The organism is Aliisedimentitalea sp. MJ-SS2 (genome assembly GCF_032586155.1).
GTDB lineage: Bacteria > Pseudomonadota > Alphaproteobacteria > Rhodobacterales > Rhodobacteraceae > JAWHTC01.
The window spans coordinates 816,694-832,662 of the sequence record NZ_JAWHTC010000002.1 but is presented as its reverse complement, the minus strand read 5'-3'; the positions used below and the strand labels follow the sequence as shown (position 1 = coordinate 832,662).

Annotated in this window: 22 protein-coding genes; 11 read left to right on the top strand and 11 right to left on the bottom strand. The window is 60.2% G+C overall.

Annotated features, from left to right (window positions below):
- Window positions 1–46: 46 nt before the first annotated feature.
- Complete coding sequence (locus RXV86_RS10585; protein WP_316299465.1) at window positions 47–280, bottom strand: hypothetical protein; 234 nt, start codon at window positions 278–280, stop codon at window positions 47–49.
- Window positions 281–372: 92 nt separating this feature from the next.
- Between RXV86_RS10585 and RXV86_RS10580 the strand changes: the two genes are divergently transcribed.
- The 6 genes from RXV86_RS10580 to RXV86_RS10555 all read left to right on the top strand — a co-directional run bounded on the left by RXV86_RS10580 (window position 373) and on the right by RXV86_RS10555 (window position 4,218).
- Window positions 373–987, top strand: a complete 615-nt coding sequence (locus RXV86_RS10580) for a ribonuclease D (protein ID WP_316299464.1) — start codon at window positions 373–375, stop codon at window positions 985–987.
- Window positions 988–994: 7 nt separating this feature from the next.
- Window positions 995–1,648 (top strand): LPS export ABC transporter periplasmic protein LptC, encoded by a 654-nt coding sequence (gene lptC / locus RXV86_RS10575; RefSeq protein WP_316299463.1) that lies wholly within the window; start codon window positions 995–997, stop codon window positions 1,646–1,648.
- Window positions 1,649–1,652: 4 nt separating this feature from the next.
- The gene (lptA, locus tag RXV86_RS10570) at window positions 1,653–2,138 is read left to right on the top strand and encodes a lipopolysaccharide transport periplasmic protein LptA (protein ID WP_316299462.1); all 486 of its coding nucleotides are present in this window, start codon (window positions 1,653–1,655) and stop codon (window positions 2,136–2,138) included.
- Complete coding sequence (lptB, locus tag RXV86_RS10565) at window positions 2,135–2,914, top strand: LPS export ABC transporter ATP-binding protein (protein WP_316299461.1); 780 nt, start codon at window positions 2,135–2,137, stop codon at window positions 2,912–2,914. The genes lptA and lptB overlap by 4 nt, the downstream gene beginning before the upstream one ends.
- Before the next feature lie 228 nt (window positions 2,915–3,142).
- Window positions 3,143–3,712 carry a ribosome-associated translation inhibitor RaiA gene (raiA, locus tag RXV86_RS10560; protein WP_316299460.1) on the top strand — a complete coding sequence of 190 codons (570 nt, stop codon included), beginning with the start codon at window positions 3,143–3,145 and terminating at the stop codon, window positions 3,710–3,712.
- 41 nt (window positions 3,713–3,753) lie between these two features.
- Window positions 3,754–4,218, top strand: a complete 465-nt coding sequence (locus tag RXV86_RS10555; protein ID WP_316299459.1) for a PTS sugar transporter subunit IIA — start codon at window positions 3,754–3,756, stop codon at window positions 4,216–4,218.
- Window positions 4,219–4,337: 119 nt separating this feature from the next.
- Here RXV86_RS10555 and RXV86_RS10550 read toward each other — a convergent pair whose 3' ends face one another.
- Window positions 4,338–4,790, bottom strand: coding sequence for a MarR family transcriptional regulator (locus RXV86_RS10550; protein ID WP_316299458.1), 453 nt, complete (start codon window positions 4,788–4,790; stop codon window positions 4,338–4,340).
- 106 nt (window positions 4,791–4,896) lie between these two features.
- On the opposite strand from RXV86_RS10550, the gene RXV86_RS10545 reads away from it, so the two are divergent.
- Window positions 4,897–5,427, top strand: a complete 531-nt coding sequence (locus tag RXV86_RS10545) for a cytochrome b (protein ID WP_316299457.1) — start codon at window positions 4,897–4,899, stop codon at window positions 5,425–5,427.
- 131 nt (window positions 5,428–5,558) lie between these two features.
- Here RXV86_RS10545 and RXV86_RS10540 read toward each other — a convergent pair whose 3' ends face one another.
- Window positions 5,559–5,879 carry a hypothetical protein gene (locus tag RXV86_RS10540; protein WP_316299456.1) on the bottom strand — a complete coding sequence of 107 codons (321 nt, stop codon included), beginning with the start codon at window positions 5,877–5,879 and terminating at the stop codon, window positions 5,559–5,561.
- A gap of 146 nt (window positions 5,880–6,025) precedes the next feature.
- On the opposite strand from RXV86_RS10540, the gene RXV86_RS10535 reads away from it, so the two are divergent.
- Complete coding sequence (locus tag RXV86_RS10535; protein WP_316299455.1) at window positions 6,026–6,346, top strand: DUF1992 domain-containing protein; 321 nt, start codon at window positions 6,026–6,028, stop codon at window positions 6,344–6,346.
- A gap of 164 nt (window positions 6,347–6,510) precedes the next feature.
- Here RXV86_RS10535 and RXV86_RS10530 read toward each other — a convergent pair whose 3' ends face one another.
- Entirely contained in the window at window positions 6,511–7,473 is a 963-nt protein-coding gene (locus tag RXV86_RS10530) for an acetyl-CoA carboxylase carboxyltransferase subunit alpha (protein ID WP_316299454.1), read from the bottom strand.
- Between the two features lie 438 nt (window positions 7,474–7,911).
- Here RXV86_RS10530 and RXV86_RS10525 point away from each other — a divergent pair, with 438 nt between their 5' ends.
- Both RXV86_RS10525 and RXV86_RS10520 read left to right on the top strand, forming a co-directional pair.
- Window positions 7,912–8,544, top strand: coding sequence for a GyrI-like domain-containing protein (locus RXV86_RS10525; RefSeq protein ID WP_316299453.1), 633 nt, complete (start codon window positions 7,912–7,914; stop codon window positions 8,542–8,544).
- The gene (locus tag RXV86_RS10520) at window positions 8,541–8,708 is read left to right on the top strand and encodes a hypothetical protein (protein ID WP_316299452.1); all 168 of its coding nucleotides are present in this window, start codon (window positions 8,541–8,543) and stop codon (window positions 8,706–8,708) included. Before RXV86_RS10525 ends, RXV86_RS10520 begins: the two co-directional genes overlap by 4 nt.
- Window positions 8,709–8,807: 99 nt before the next feature.
- Here the strand turns inward: RXV86_RS10520 and RXV86_RS10515 are convergent, their stop codons facing one another.
- The 3 genes from RXV86_RS10515 to RXV86_RS10505 form a co-directional block, all read right to left on the bottom strand.
- On the bottom strand, window positions 8,808–9,221 hold the full coding sequence (locus tag RXV86_RS10515; RefSeq protein ID WP_316299451.1) for a hypothetical protein: 414 nt from the start codon (window positions 9,219–9,221) through the stop codon (window positions 8,808–8,810).
- 109 nt (window positions 9,222–9,330) lie between these two features.
- On the bottom strand, window positions 9,331–9,942 hold the full coding sequence (locus RXV86_RS10510; RefSeq protein WP_316299450.1) for a hypothetical protein: 612 nt from the start codon (window positions 9,940–9,942) through the stop codon (window positions 9,331–9,333).
- A complete protein-coding gene (locus RXV86_RS10505; RefSeq protein ID WP_316299449.1) occupies window positions 9,942–10,541 on the bottom strand; it encodes a LysE family translocator in 600 nt (199 codons plus the stop codon). The genes RXV86_RS10510 and RXV86_RS10505 overlap by 1 nt, the downstream gene beginning before the upstream one ends.
- 73 nt (window positions 10,542–10,614) lie before the next feature.
- On the opposite strand from RXV86_RS10505, the gene RXV86_RS10500 reads away from it, so the two are divergent.
- Window positions 10,615–11,067, top strand: a complete 453-nt coding sequence (locus tag RXV86_RS10500) for an Lrp/AsnC family transcriptional regulator (protein ID WP_316299448.1) — start codon at window positions 10,615–10,617, stop codon at window positions 11,065–11,067.
- Between the two features lie 37 nt (window positions 11,068–11,104).
- Here RXV86_RS10500 and ilvD read toward each other — a convergent pair whose 3' ends face one another.
- From ilvD to RXV86_RS10480, 4 genes are all read right to left on the bottom strand, one after another.
- Window positions 11,105–12,937, bottom strand: coding sequence for a dihydroxy-acid dehydratase (ilvD, locus tag RXV86_RS10495; RefSeq protein ID WP_316299447.1), 1,833 nt, complete (start codon window positions 12,935–12,937; stop codon window positions 11,105–11,107).
- A gap of 66 nt (window positions 12,938–13,003) precedes the next feature.
- On the bottom strand, window positions 13,004–13,393 hold the full coding sequence (locus RXV86_RS10490) for a hypothetical protein (RefSeq protein WP_316299446.1): 390 nt from the start codon (window positions 13,391–13,393) through the stop codon (window positions 13,004–13,006).
- A 28-nt stretch (window positions 13,394–13,421) separates the two neighbouring features.
- Entirely contained in the window at window positions 13,422–14,555 is a 1,134-nt protein-coding gene (locus tag RXV86_RS10485) for an alpha-D-ribose 1-methylphosphonate 5-triphosphate diphosphatase (RefSeq protein WP_316299445.1), read from the bottom strand.
- Window positions 14,556–14,882: 327 nt separating this feature from the next.
- Window positions 14,883–15,842, bottom strand: coding sequence for a CoA ester lyase (locus RXV86_RS10480; RefSeq protein WP_316299444.1), 960 nt, complete (start codon window positions 15,840–15,842; stop codon window positions 14,883–14,885).
- Between the last annotated feature and the right edge of the window lie 127 nt (window positions 15,843–15,969).

Below are 15,969 nucleotides of genomic sequence, written 5' to 3'. Positions count from 1 at the left end.
GTGCGAATTGCGGTGGATTCGGTGGTTTTTTCGGCGTTTCGCAACGTCAGAAACGCCCGGCCACCGCGCGCAGACAGTCACCGGCAGTGTTGACCGGCCCGTCACCATCGTCGGGATGGGTATTGCCGTGACACTTCGCGCTGCAATCGACGTCTTCACTTTCAGGCCAGGCACTGTCGCCATCATACCCAACGGCTATCCGCAGCGTCTTGGCCTGACCTTGATTCAGGACAAGCGAAGCGGAGCCGCGCGGCCCCGCACAACGCGGGTGCGTGCCCAAGTGCACGTCAGGCCGGCACCACCTTTGCCAGTTGAGTTGCCTCGCCAAACCTCTTATCCCCTGCAAGACAACGAAAACCAAAGAGGCATTCCGTGGCCAATCATCTTTACAAGGGCGACCTGCCCGACGATCTCGATCTTGGGCCGATTGTGGCGATTGATTGCGAAACCATGGGACTGATCCCGCATCGCGACCGGCTTTGCGTGGTGCAGATGTCGTCGGGCGACGGCGACGCCCACCTGGTGCAGATTGCCAAGGGTCAGACCCAGGCGCCCAACCTCTGCCGAATGCTGGCCGACGAGAACGTGCTCAAGCTTTTTCACTTCGGCCGGTTCGACATCGCGGTTCTGCTGCACACGTTCGGCGTTCTGACGGCCCCAGTCTATTGCACCAAGATCGCATCGAAACTGGGCCGCACTTATACCGACCGTCACGGGCTCAAGAACCTGCTGCAAGAGATGCTGAACCGGGACATCTCCAAGCAGCAGCAAAGCTCGGATTGGGGCGCAGACGAACTCAGCACCGCCCAGATCGACTATGCCGCGTCGGATGTTCTTTATCTGCATGCGCTGCGCGACAAGATGGAAGAGCGGCTGGCGCGCGAGGGGCGCACCGAGTTGGCACAGGCGTGTTTCCGCTTCCTTCCGGCCCGCGCGCAGCTTGATCTGGCAGGTTGGCCGGAAACCGATATCTTTGCCCACACTTGAGGCAACCATGAGAGCGGGCAGCCAAATGCCCTGGCAGGACAATTTCTATTCCCGGATGGTGGCGTGGCTGAAGGTTCTTCTGCCGCTGGCCGCGCTTGCTCTGTTGTCCACGCTGTTCCTGTTCTCGCGCAATATCGATCCGACCACGACGATCCCGTTCACAACCATCGACCTGACGGAACGCGCCCGGGACGAACGAATCACTGCCCCTGAATTTGCCGGTGTGACCGAGCAAGGCCATCGCATCGAGTTCCACGCGGCTTCGGCCAAGCCCGATCTTGAATCTCCGTCGCGGGCCAGCGCCGAAGTGCTTGACGCAAGGATCGACCTGACTTCGGGTGCGGTGATCACGTTTCAATCCAAGGGCGGTGTGATCGACGACGAAGCCGACCGGGCCACCTTGACCGGGGACGTCGTGGTGCAGAGTTCCACCGGCTATGAGGTGCACACCGATGCGCTGATCTCGGGGATGCGGGCGATCTTTGCCGAAACCCCGGGTCCGATCACCGGCACAGGCCCGCCGGGCGATTTTACTGCCGGGCGCATGCTGATGACCGACATGGCGGAGACCGGTGCCGAGTCGGATGGCGAACCGGCGATCCATTTGCTCTTCACCGATGGTGTCAAACTGCTGTATGATCCCGCAAAGCCCAAGGAATAGACCCGTGCACTTCATTCGCATTCTTATCGTTGCCTGCAGCCTGGCTCTGCCCGTCGCAGCCCTGGCCCAGGGTGCCCAGATCGCCTTTGGCAATGTCAAGCAGGACACCACCAAGCCGGTTGAGGTGACCGCCGACAACCTGGCGGTCAACCAGAATGACGGCACCGCGGTCTTTACCGGCAACGTATTGATTGGCCAGGGACAGATGCGGCTTTCGGCACCCAAGGTTCAGGTCTATTACAACGAGAAGGGCGACCGGATCGAACGGATGAAGGCCACCGGTGGGGTCACGCTTGTATCAGGTGAGGATGCGGCCGAGGCATCGCAGGCCGATTACAGCATCGACAGCGGCATGATCCACATGTCGGGTGACGTGCTTCTGGTGCAGAAAACTTCGGCTATCTCTGCCGACCGCATGGTGGTTGATACCAAGGCCGGCACCGCGAATATGCAGGGCCGGGTCAAGACGGTGCTGCAGCAAAGCCAATGACCGACAGCGACATCCCCACGAACGGGCCGCAGCTGGCCGTGACCGAAGGGTCCTCCGGACTGCGGATCGAGAATCTGCGCAAAAGCTACAAGAAGCGCGTGGTGATCCGCGACGTGACGATGGAGCTGAACCGGGGCGAGGTGGTCGCGCTTCTGGGACCGAACGGATGCGGCAAGACCACGACCTTCTATGCCATCTGCGGTATCATCTTCCCCGAGGGCGGCCGCGTCATCGCCGATGGCCGCGACGTGACCGGGTTGCCGATGTACCGCCGGGCCAAGCTTGGCATCGGCTACCTGCCGCAGGAGATGTCGATCTTTCGCGGCATGAGCGTCGAGGACAATATCGCGGCCGTTCTGGAAATCTCCGTCAAGGACCGTCACAAACGCCGCGAACGGCTGGAAGAGTTGCTGTCGGATTTCTCAATCGAACACCTGCGCCGGGCCCCGGCCATGGCGCTGTCGGGCGGGGAGCGCCGCCGGGTCGAGATCGCCCGCTGTCTGGCCGCCGATCCGAAATACCTGCTGCTTGATGAACCCTTTGCCGGGGTCGACCCGATCTCGGTAGGCGACATTCGCCACCTTGTTGCCGACCTGAAAAAACGCGGCATCGGCGTATTGATCACCGATCACAATGTTCGCGAAACGCTCGAAATCGTCGACCGGGCCTATATCCTGCATGATGGTCGCATGCTGATGTCGGGCACACCGTCAGATGTGGTGGAAAACGAAAACGTCCGCCGGGTCTATCTGGGTGACAATTTCCGGATTTCGTGATCCGCGCGGCTGTTCACGAATTGATCCACCGCATTGACTCGACTCACCCCTTGGCCACAAACTGAATCCATGACCGTCTCGAACCGGCTAAGGACTTGCGTTCTGCCTGCAATGCAGGTAGCGGGCACAGTCAAACCCGGAAACGGTCTTTCAACAGCATTCTGGGACAATAACAAACCGTGGCCCCTGCGCCCGGACAAGCCCGAATTGTCACGCAAAGGAGACAAGATGCGATATCAAATCAGTGGCAAACACATCGACATTGGCGCTGCCCTTCAACAACACGTCGAAGACGAGCTTAGCTCTGTTATGGCGAAATACGCCGAACGCCCCACCGACGCCCACGTGGTCTTTTCCAAGAACGGCGCCGAGTACATGTGTGAAACCACCGTGCATCTTTCCACCGGCCTCAATGCGTCGGCCAAGGCCCACGCGCACGAAATCTATGCCGCTTTCGAAGGTTGCTGCGACAAGATGGAGACCCAGCTGCGCCGCTACAAGCGCCGGCTGAAGGATCACCATAAAGATCGCTCCGAACCGGTTGAACTTATGGGCGCCGCCTCGTATATCCTCGCCTCAGATCACGAGAACGAGGATTCGGAGCCCGAAACGCTTCAGCCGATGATCGTGGCCGAGATGGAAACCAAGATCCCGTCGCTTTCGGTTGGCGAGGCCGTCATGCAGATGGAAATTTCCGGATCACCGGTGCTTGTTTTCCGCAACGAGGGAAAAGGTGGGTTGAACGTTGTATATCGCCGCGAAGACGGCAATGTCGGCTGGATTGACCCGCAGAACTGAAGGGCAGGTTAGCGCCTGCTTGTCGGAGCAACGAGCGTAACATGGAACTTTCCAGCATCCTCAAACCCGAGGCAGTCAAAGTCATTTCGGCCGCATCGAGCAAGAAACGCCTGCTCAACGAAGTGGGTGAAATTGCCGCATCGGTCTATGGGCTTGATGCCAGCATGGCCGTCGATGCCCTGTTGGAGCGCGAGGGTCTGGGCCCCACCGGCGTTGGCCGGGGCGTGGCCCTGCCGCATGCCCGCGTGGCCGAGGTGGATCACGTGGTCGGCATTTTCGTGATGCTGGAGCAGCCGGTTGATTTCGGGTCGGTAGATCGTCAGCCGGTCGATCTGGCCTTTGCGCTGTTCGCCCCCAAGGAAGACGGTGTCGAGCACCTAAAGGCGCTGGCCCGCGTGTCGCGCACGCTGCGCGATGAGGCGGTGTGCCAGAAGCTGCGCGCCAATGGCGATGCAGCCACGCTTTACGCCATCCTGACCGAGGATCAATCGGTTCAAGCTGCGTAAAACGGCCCGACACGACCAGATTTGAAAGCGCCCCGGTGTCACACCGGGGCGTTTTTTTGTGGGATGTCGAATTGGCGGACGAAGTTTCGAAAACCTGTGCTGGGGCTAAGGTGATGATGTCACCCGGGCCTGTCGGACGACGGCAATATCTGCTGCAAAAGCGTTTTAAGCAGCGCACGATCAGCATCGGTTGCCAGCGGGGTGACCAAAGCGGTGTTCACTTCATTCACGATACGTTGCAGATCACCGGCCAGGGCGCGGCCCGCATCGGTGACATGCACCGCCACCGCCCGGCGCGAGCTGGCATGGCTGCGGCGTTCGATTCGACCTTGGTCTTCCAACCGGTCGAGTGCGCGGCTGACTGCATAGGCGGGGCCGTGGATCAACGCGGCAATTTCAGATTGCGGCAGGCCATCATGCTCCAACACGGTCATCATCACGGCAAATTGCGGCAATGACAGGTCCAGCGGTTCCAACTGCCGCGTCATTTCGCGATTGAGCGCCCCGGCGATGCGCTGGATCATCCAGCCCAGGCTGTTTTCGCGGGTTCGGCGTGTCTCATCATCGGTCATGGCAGGGTTGTGCCATAGAATGAGTGCAAATGCAACAATTGCAATTGCAATAAAATGCCACATCCCCTATCGTCGTCGCGACTCATATCCGTAGGAGGTGCTCTTTATGTCCCGTTATCACCCGCTTCTCGTTGCCTTACACTGGCTTCTGGCCATTGCGATCCTCGTGGCTCTGTTCATGGGTACCTTTTCTCTGGCCGAGACGCCCAACAGCGACCCGAACAAGATTTTTGGGCTGCGCGGGCACATGAGCGTAGGTATCAGCATCCTGGTGCTGATGCTGATACGTGTGATCACCCGTTTTGCGAGCACAAGGCCGCCCAAAGTTGAAACCGGCAACGCGCTGATCGACACAGCTGGGAGTGTGGCGCATGTCGGGCTTTATGTCCTGGTATTTGCCATGTGCATTTCGGGGCTGGCACTGGCCAACTTGGCGGGGCTGCCCGGGATTGTTTTTGGCGGTTATGGCACTCTGCCGGCCGATTTCTCGGAATACGGCCCACGTGCCGTGCACGGGATCATTGCCAAGCTATTGATGGCGTTGGTGCTGTTGCACGTTGCTGGTGCGCTTTACCATCAGTTCATCCGCAAGGACGGACTTATTCGTCGCATGTGGTTCGGCAATCGCAAAAGCTGACATCGCGGGCATACTACCGGATTTCGTCAACGAGTTGGCCGGCATTGCCCATGTCGGCTGCATCACCTGCCGTACCGTGATCGGGCGACCGTCGGGTCACCCAACCCGGAAACCGCGCTGACCGTTTACACCTACAGGGAACGCGTGGCGATATCCTGATCAAGCCGGGGCTGGCGATCAAGATGATTTGCCATTTGATCCTGTGGTTCGGCTATGGTGAACGTGCCAATTGGATGAAGGTCAATCTCGCCATGACGGCCTTCTTGGCGGTCAATGCGTTTGTCTTCCTTGTGCCAACGATGCCGGACCTGCGCGCCGTGGCCGAGGCCGAGGCCGAGGTCGAGCTTGGCGGACACCTGTCCGCAAGCTTTAACGCATTTGGAGCGCGCGAGGCAGTTGTTGCGCTTCCAACGCGCTGCCTTGCTGATCGAATTGATCGTGGGTGGGTTCAAACCGAACCCGCTTGGAGAACGCCGCGCCAACGCTGCAAAAAGGGCGCGTGCAAACCTATTCCGTTTCGTGTCCCACTATTGGAACGGCATCCAGAAGGACATATATTCTTGGCCGAGGCACATTCCTGCCAAACCGGAGTCCCTTGATGAAATGGCGTGACCTTGCAGAACATCAGATACAGAAGGCCAAGGCCCAGGGGCAATTGGACAATCTGCAAGGTGAAGGCAAACCATTGCCGCATCGCGCCGGAGGTGATGTGGTGTCTGCCGGGATGGGTATCATGGCCGATGCCGGTGTTCTGCCGCGCGAGATCGAGTTGAAAAAAGCAGTCGATGCGCAGCTTGAAAAACTAAAGGCAGCGAAGGGCACTCCCGAGGAAAAGGACGTCATGCGCAAGCTGGCCGACCTGCAGATGAAACTCGCCATCGAGCAGGAAGCCCGGCGCAAATTCTACAGTACGTCGTGAGGGATTGGGCTGCGCACCCTGACATATTCTCTTAACTTGGAGATTGGCGCTGCAGGCTTTCGATGGGTTCTAGTTAAGAGCAGACTTTCGCAAAATGGAGCCAGCGCGGTTAACTGTTTACGACCGCCCCACTTCAGCCCCGGTTGCATTCAGCTATACCCTAATCAGGCCGCCAAACCCTTAGAGCCAAGGTCGAGGAATTTCTTGCGCCGTTGACGGATCAGCTGTTTCGGTGTTTTGCCATCGAGTTCCGCCAGCATCGAGGCGATCGCAGCCCCAACCGCGTCAATCGTCGCGGTACGGTCGCGATGCGCGCCGCCCTTGGGTTCGCGAATGATCCGGTCATTGACACCCAGCTTCTCAAGGTCCTGCGCGGTCAGGCGCAGCGCCTCGGCGGCTTCGCGCATCTTCTCGGCGTCCTTCCACAGGATGCTGGCGCAGCCTTCGGGCGAGATCACTGAATAGATCGAGTGTTCCAGCATGGCGATACGATCGGCGGTGGCAAAGGCCACGGCGCCACCCGAGCCACCTTCGCCGATGATCACCGAGATCAGCGGCACACCGATCTGCAGGCATTTTTCGGTCGAACGCGCAATCGCTTCGGACTGTCCGCGTTCTTCAGCGCCTTTACCGGGATAGGCCCCGGCGGTATCCACCAGCGTGATCACCGGCAATCCGAATTTGCCCGCCATTTCCAAAAGGCGCACGGCCTTGCGATAACCTTCGGGACGGGCCATGCCGAAATTGTGCAGGATGCGGGATTTGGTATCGCTGCCCTTTTCATGGCCAATCACCATCACCGGCTTGTCGTTGAACCGGGCCAACCCGCCCATCACCGCGTGATCATCGGCAAAGTTCCGATCCCCGGCCAGGGGCGTGTATTCCTGGAACAGCGTCTGGATGTAATCGCGGCAATGGGGCCGCTCGGGGTGACGCGCGACCTGGCACTTCCGCCAGGGGGTGAGATCCTTGTACAGTTCTTCCAGAAGCTCGGCGGCCTTCTTGTCCAGCGCCGCCGCTTCGTCCTCGATATCCATTTCCTCGTTGGCCCGCGCCATAGCGCGCAGCTCTTCCGCCTTGCCTTCGATCTCGGCCAGCGGTTTTTCGAAGTCGAGGTAATTGGTCATGCCGTTACTCCTGCGCCCAACTTGTCGCTATATGGCCGCTTGGGGCGGCTGATGCAACTGTTGGCTGGTATGGCGTTGCCTAGGCGACGGGTTGCGGGCAAAATCGCCTAATGGGCGTGCTGCCCGACAATTTCCGAATTTAAGCGTGGTGCAAACAGACGTATCTGGCCGACACTCGGAGTTGCGAAATAACTGTGTATGACCTGACGCTGAACAAGTCCTGTCGGGCGCACCCGCCCTGGGTTGAAGAGCCCGATCTAGTGGGCAGCCCCGTCCCGGAAAAGTTAGTCGAGGTCGCACTGGCCCAACGTTGTCTGGTTGGGGCGCTTGAAGGCGAGGCTGATAAGTAACCGAGATTTGTCTCGAACCGCCTGAGCTTCTATAATGCACGTGTGGGAAAAGCGGAACGGGTTGAAGCCATTTGAGGGGCATCTGGCCATGACCAAGCTGGATTTCAAGAAAACCGACAAAACGCTTTATGCGGCCAAGACCGACACTTGGGCACGTATCGACGTGCCCGAAATGACCTTCCTGATGATCGACGGGCAGGGCGATCCGAACGGGCCGGATTACGGCGCGGCGGTCGGGGCGCTCTACCCGCTGGCCTATGGCGTGAAGTTCGCCGAGAAGGCCGATGGCCGGGATTTCGCGGTGCCACCGCTCGAGGCGCTGTGGTGGGCCGACGATCCGGCGGCCTTTGTGTCCGGCGACCGCAAGGAATGGCGCTGGACGGCGATACTGAGGCTGCCCGATCGCATAGAAGAAGTGCTGATCGAAGCGGTTCGCGAGACGGTCTTGGCCAAGCAAGCGAAAAAGAAGGGCGGGGCCGATTCGAGCTTGATCCAGGCCGTGCGGCTGGATCGGTTTACCGAGGGCGATTGCCTGCAACGGCTGCATATCGGGCCCTATACCGACGAAGCGCCGACACTTGCGGAACTGCATGAGCAGGTGATGCCGGACAAGGGCCTGACATTTGGCGGCAAGCATCACGAGATTTACCTGAGTGACCCGCGCAGGGTGGCACCCGAGAAGCTGAAGACCATCCTGCGCCAGCCTGTCAGACCGCTATGAACGCAGCAATCCCCGAACCCGTGGTCGAAGTTTTCGATGGCTTTCCCGAAGCGGCGCGCACCGGGTGCCTGGCCCTGCGTGATTTGATCCTTGAGGTTGCCGCCAACACGCTTGGGGCCGGCGCAGTGACGGAAGACCTGCGCTGGGGGCAGCCGGCCTATTGACGCCCACGGGGCCGGCGATCCGGTCGGCGTTCACCTATCGTTTCCGAAAGCCGAGTTTGTGGCGGGTCACGTTGGCTTTGGTTGCCGGTCGGGCAGCTGTCAGTATTGCGCGTCCATCAGTTCCAGAGATTGATTGAACTGTTCCTTGCTCAGGATGCTGCGCCACTGATCGGCGTTGATCGAGCCGATGCTGGCCAACTTGGTTTCAAGCTGCCCGATCTTTAGCGCGAGCTTGGTGCGAGTCTTGTTGGTCTGCCCGCGGATGATCGCGGTACGAAGCTGAGCCCGAGCCTTGATTGCACGGGCTTCCAGTGCGAGGCGCTGGTCGTTGGACAACTCGACCCAGGCCTGCGCCTCGGCCAGTTGTTCGGAGGTGAGTTGCAAAACCTCGGCATTCGACATGATCACCGCGGACATATCGAAGATCGGGTCGGAAAGTTCGGAATTGCCTTGGGCAATGGTCGCCATCGAAGCGGCGATAGCAAAACCTGCGGCAAGAAACAGGGCTTTCATCAGACTTACTCCACAAGACAGGACCCGAGTGCTGGGAATCCGGCGGGACCGTAGGGGCGAAGGCGAACGTCCTCTTTGATCCATATCAATACTGGAATATGTGCTTGCGTCAGGAAATTCCAACTGCGCGTTTCAGCGCAGTTTCCGGGGACGACAGGACCGGATTGGAAAGTTCACCGAGATGATCAGCCGCGTCGGCCATCGAAGCTTGGGCGAGGATCACGCAAAGGTCTTCGGAGTTGACGCGGTCACGGATCGCGTCGGCAATGTGATGGGCGAAACCAGTCCTATTGCCGGATTGGAACAAAGGCCACGCGTCGGGCAGGAACAGCGGCGTGATGGGGTGGGGATTGCCGGCCCGCGCCAATTCCTCTTGCAACAGCGACAGGCTGGGTTCGACTGTGCTTTCCAGGCAATACGCCATCAGGACCGGTCCGCCCCGTTCCGCGGCCATCCGCATCATCGGGCGGTCGATGCGGGTGGCACCGGCATTTTCCGCGACCGTGCCGAGGGTGGTGCAGGTGCAAAGCACCGGGGTTTGCACGCTGTTGATCAGGTCGGTGGTTTCGGCGGCGATCTCGGGGGTGATACCCTGGTCCATGGCGCGAGCCAGCAGGTCTTCACGCACGATATGGCGCAGAGAAGCGCCAGGTGCGATCCGGTCGCGCAGGGCGTCAAAGGTCGCCACGTGGACCGGCGAGGTATGGAGAAGCGTCAGCATCACGCCATGCCATACAGCACCGGGTAAAGTGTGGCCACCAGAAGCGCCGCCATGGTCCAATTGAAGGCGCGCAGCTTGGCAGGGCTGGCCAATACACGGCTGACCTGCAGACCTAGGACTGTCCATGTCGAGACCGAGGGCAGGTTGATCGCGCCAAAGACCAGCGCCACCAGCCCGATAGCCGCCAGCGAGCGGTCGGGCGCGTAAAGCGTGATCGCCGTCAGCGCCATGGTCCAGGCCTTGGGGTTGACCCATTGGAACAGAGCCGCTTGCAGGAAGGAAAACGGTTTGCCGCTGCTCTGTCCCTGTTCAGGCGGGGCGGCGTTGGCGATCCTCCAGGCGAGCCAGAGCAGATAGAGGACACTGACAACCTTGAGAATCGTGTGGCTGACCGGGTAGGCGTCAAAAACTCCGATCAGCCCGGCGCCGACAAGGCAGATCATCAGCGTGAAGCCGATCCCTATGCCCAGCATATGCGGGATCGTGCGGCGAAACCCGAAATTGGCACCCGAGGCCATCAGCATCAAATTGTTGGGCCCTGGCGTGATTGACGAGACGAGGGCAAAGCCCGCCAGCGCGGTGAGGATGTCGTAAGTCATACGGGCAATAATACGTTGGCAGAACCGGCATGGAATTGCATTCTTGTTGCCAAATGGGTTAGTTTCACAATCAATGATGGATTTTGATGACATCAATCGCAAGATATTGTGTGAGCTTACCCGCGATGGCCGGATCAGCAACCTTGAGCTGGCCGATCGTGTGGGGCTGTCGCCCTCGGCCTGTCTGCGCCGGGTGCAGGAGCTGGAACGGTCCGGTGTGATCAAGGGTTATCGCGCGGTGCTGGATCCGGTGGCGATGGGGATCGGGATCACCGCCTATGTCACCGTTGGGCTGAACCAGCACACCAAACTGGCGCAAGAGGCATTTGAACGGGCGATTGCGCGGGCGCCGGAGGTGCGGGAGTGCCACAACATTACCGGAACGGTGGAATACCTGCTCAGGATCGAGGCGGCGGACTTGGTGGCCTACAAAGCGTTTCACACCGAGGTTTTGGGGACGGTGCCGCAAGTGAACGCGATCACATCATACGTGGTGCTGGGGTCACCCAAGGACGAGCGGGCTTGAAGAAGCGGGTGAAGGCGGGGTGAACCCCGCCCTACAATTACACCTTTCGCACGGCGCCTTTCGAGGCCGAGGTGGTCAGCGCCGCGTAAGCCTTCAGCGCGGTCGAAACCTTGCGGGTGCGTTGCTCTTCCGGCTGCCAGCCCTTGGCTTCGCGGGCCTCATGACGGGCCGACAATGTGGCATCGTTGACGGCCAGGTTGACCGAGCGGTTGGGGATGTCGATCTCGATCAGGTCGCCATCTTCCACCAGGCCAATGGTGCCGCCCTCGGCTGCCTCGGGCGAGACGTGGCCGATGGACAGACCCGATGTGGCGCCCGAGAAGCGGCCATCGGTGATCAAAGCACAGGCTTTGCCCAGCCCTTTCGATTTCAGGTAGGAAGTCGGGTAGAGCATTTCCTGCATCCCCGGCCCACCGCGCGGGCCCTCGTAGCGGATCACCACGATGTCGCCTTCGACGATCTTTCCGGTCAGGATTGCGTTCACGGCGGAATCCTGGCTTTCAAAGATGCGGGCAGGGCCCGAGAACACCAGGATGGAATCGTCCACACCGGCGGTTTTCACCACGCAGCCATCTTCGGCGATGTTGCCATAGAGCACGGCGAGACCGCCATCCTGTGAGAACGCATTGGCCTTGTCGCGGATCACGCCGCCGGTGCGGTCGGTATCCAGCTCGGTATAGCGGCGGCTCTGCGAAAACGCGGTCTGGGTCGGCACGCCACCGGGGGCGGCACGGTAGAATTCATGCACCGCCGGATCGTTGGTGCGGGCTACGTCCCATTTGTTGAGCGCGTCGGCCATGGTCGGTTCGTGTACGGTGCTGACCGAGGTGTCGAGCAGACCGGCGCGGTCCAGCTCGCCCAGGATCGCCATGATGCCACCGGCGCGGTGGACGTCTTCCATGTGTACGTCGGACTTCGCTGGGGCCACCTTGCACAGGCAGGGCACCTTGCGCGACAGGCGGTCGATGTCGGACTGGTCAAAATCGACCTCGCCCTCGGCAGCGGCGGCCAGCAGGTGAAGAATGGTGTTGGTCGAGCCGCCCATCGCAATATCCAGCGACATGGCATTTTCGAACGCGGCCTTGGTGGCGATGTTGCGTGGCAGCACGTTGGCGTCGTCGCCGTCGTAATAACGTTTGCACAGGTCCACGGCATAACGACCGGCCTGCAGGAAGATCGGCTGGCGGTCGGCATGGGTGGCCAGCATCGAACCGTTGCCGGGCAGGGCAAGACCGAGAGCCTCGGCCAGACAGTTCATCGAGTTGGCAGTGAACATACCCGAGCACGACCCGCAGGTCGGGCAGGCGGACCGCTCGTAAGCGTCGACGTCGGCGTCGCTCATGTCATCGCTTGCGGCAGCCACCATGGCATCGACCAGGTCGACGGCCTTTTCGGTGCCATCTTCCAGCACGACCTTGCCGGCCTCCATCGGTCCGCCCGAAACGAACACGGCAGGGATGTTGAGGCGCATCGCGGCCATTAGCATGCCGGGGGTGATCTTGTCACAGTTCGAGATACAGACCATGGCGTCGGCGCAGTGGGCGTTGACCATGTATTCCACGCTGTCGGCGATGACCTCGCGCGAGGGCAGCGAATAGAGCATCCCGTCATGGCCCATGGCGATCCCGTCATCAACGGCGATGGTGTTGAACTCTTTCGCGACACCACCGGCGGCTTCGACCTCGCGGGCGACCATCTGGCCCAGATCCTTGAGGTGTACGTGACCCGGCACGAACTGGGTAAAGCTGTTCACGATAGCGATGATCGGCTTGCCGAAATCGCTGTCTTGCATGCCGGTGGCGCGCCAAAGGCCACGGGCACCGGCCATGTTGCGGCCATGGGTCGAGGTGCGGGAACGGAGTCTGGGCATGGATGCCTTCCTTAAATGTGTTCGGCGGATTCGTCCCGGGAGGTTTAGCGGGATGGGGGGAGAGGCTCAAGCCACGCCGTTCAACGTGGTATGAGGCATGATTGTTACAGATTCCGCGATGATCCGAATGGTGCTTCCTGTCGAATTGGTTTTGAAGGCCACGCAGGTCAGGTCTTCGACGCGAAAGAGCTTGGCTATTTTTTGAATCTCGGGGTGGTCAGGTTCAAGTTCGATTTGGTCGAATGTTTCGACGCAAACCACGCCGAAATTCATGTCCATGTTCAACCAGTGGCAATCCTTGAATTCAATTGTCGCGTACGGGCATTCTGGCCGGGGTTCCCAATCGGACCATTCCACCAATATGCGAAATGTATCGTTTTCACCGGGATCGGATCGGTCGATTTCGATCTTCAACAACACGGTGTCGTGCCAGACATACTCTAACAACTCGTTCACGATCGTCCTCCTGTTTCTGGTAAGAACACTATCCGAAACTGCTGATCGCGCCACACGCGATGATCTGGTGAGGATGCCAATGCGCCGACGTATCCAAAACCACCATGTCGGCGCGTTGACCGGGGTGGATGGCCCCGCGATCTGTTAGGCCCATGGCCGCCGCCGGGTTGGTCGAGACCAGCGCCCATGCCTGCTCCAGTGGTAGGATGCCCTGTGTCACCAGAGCCTGCGCGGCGTGCAACTGGCTGGGGTAATAGTAATCCGAGGCGAGCACGGTGCAGAGGCCTTCGCTTATGGCATCGATGGCCGAGAGGTTGCCCTTGTGGCTGAGACCGCGCAGCACGTTGGGGGCGCCCATGACGGTGTGTTCGCCATTGGAAACTGCCGCGCGAGCGGCCTCGCGGGTCAGCGGAAACTCGGACACGGACATGCCTAGGGCGCGATGGGTGGTGCGATCCTGTGCCGAGGTTTCGTCATGGGCCAACATGATGGCGCCGTTCTGGCGGCCCATCGCAGCGACCTTGGCGATCATGCCTGGAACGTTGGCGGCGTGCGCGCTCGCGGCTTTTGCCTGAGCAACATAGTCATCCCGCGAAATTCCGGCCCGCGTGGCCCATTTGTCGAGTGACGCGGTGTCGCCCTCGGCGATGACTCCGAGTGTCTCGGTTGTATGGTCGTTGAAGGCGATGGCTGGGGTCGGACTTTCGGTCAGCCATTGCGCCAAGTCATTCAGCGCATCATGGGCGAAGGTTTCCCAGCGCAGTTGAACCCGGTGATCGGCAAGAAAGTTCGGGCGTTCCTGCACCAGCCCTGACATGAAGGCGCGGGCGGCGGGCAGGCTGCGTGCGCCGGGCTCCCATGACAGGGTGAGGCCGTGATACGCGGTGGTGATTCCGTTGGAAATCAATTGCCGGTCAACGGATGCCATAGCGATGGGAAAGGCGATGTCGATGTCGGGGCGGGGATGCAGTTCCAGCTCAAACGCGTCGCCATGCACATCGACGATGCCTGGCAGGACGTGCTTGCCTTTGCAGTCTATCTGAGCGGAGTCATTGGCTGGCGTTTCAACGATCAGACCATCGGCGACATGCACGTCTCCCGGTTCCAGCGCCCTGTTCGGGCGCAGGACCATTCCGCCGATCAGGGAGAGGGGCTGTTGCATGGTGATTGTCTACGGGGTTTTCGAGACATGGGAAAGCGATGGCTGATGGCTAGGTAACACCATTGCCGAAAAATACCTGCACGGAATCAAACCCCTTGGGCCGCCGCACAATCACCACCCCGCCCCATAGGGCGGCGATTTCGAGAGGGCACGGAGGAAAGTTAAGCCGCACGGAAGAGGGCAGGACGAAGTGGCACTAGGCCAAGGCTGGTCGCTACTCCGCGGGTCAGCAATCGCATGGGACTTCCCTGACCCCAGTTAAGCGAACCAAAAACGCAAAGCCCGGGCGGTATGGCCGGGGCTTCGAAATCGCTGTGTCGACAGGGATCAGCTTGCGCCAGCCAGCTCTGCCATACGGACGATCACCGCGGCCTGCTTCATCGATGCGATATCGATCAGCTTGCCTTTGTAGGTGGTGGCGCCAAGGCCGTTCTTTTGTGCTTCTTCCATGGCGGCCAGGATTTCACGCGCCTCGGTGACGGCTTCGGCGGACGGGGTGTAGACCTCGTTGGCCAGCTTCACCTGCTTGGGATGGATTGCCCATTTACCGACCATGCCAAGGGTCGCAGCGCGCTTGGCTTGCGCCACATAGGCGGCATCATCCGAGAAGTCGCCGAACGGGCCGTCAACCGGCAGAACGCCATGGGTGCGGCAGGCCGCAACGATCGCGGTGATCGCATAGTGCCACGGGTCAGGGTAATATGTGCTGTCCCCGTCGATCATATAGTAATCTTTCTGGGTGCCGCCGATACCGGTGGTCGCCATACCCATTGAGGCGGCATAGTCGGCATAGCCAAGGCTCATCGCCTGCATCCGGGGGCTGGCGGCGGCGATTTCTTCGGCATGGGCGATACCGGCAGCAGTTTCGATGATCACTTCAAAACTGATCGGCTTGGTCCGGCCCTTGGCCTTTTCAATCGCGGTGACCAGCGCGTCGACGGCATAGATATCTTCCTTGCAGCCGACCATCGGGATCATGATCTGGTCAAGACGGTCGCTGGCGTTTTCCAACAGGTCGACAACGTCTTTGTACCAGTATTCGGTGTCCAGACCGTTGATGCGTACGGACAGGTACTTGTTGCCCCAGTCCACATCATGCGTGGCGGCGATGATGTTTTTGCGGGCAGTGGCCTTGTCGCTGGGCGCGACACTGTCTTCGAGGTCAAGGTTGATGACGTCGGCAGCCGAGGCGGCCATTTTTTCGAAAAGCTCGGTGCGCGAGCCCGGACCAAACAGCTGGCAACGGTTGGGGCGGGCGGGAGCTGGCGGTTGGGTGCGGAAGGACATGTCGAAGCCTTTCGTATAGGAAGCTTTTGCGTGGGTTCGGGGCCGAGCGATATTGAATTGCGGGTTTGGCTGCAAGGAGGTTTTGCCGTTGCGGCATGCGACGCTGCGTTGCAGCGGTCTGTTTGCG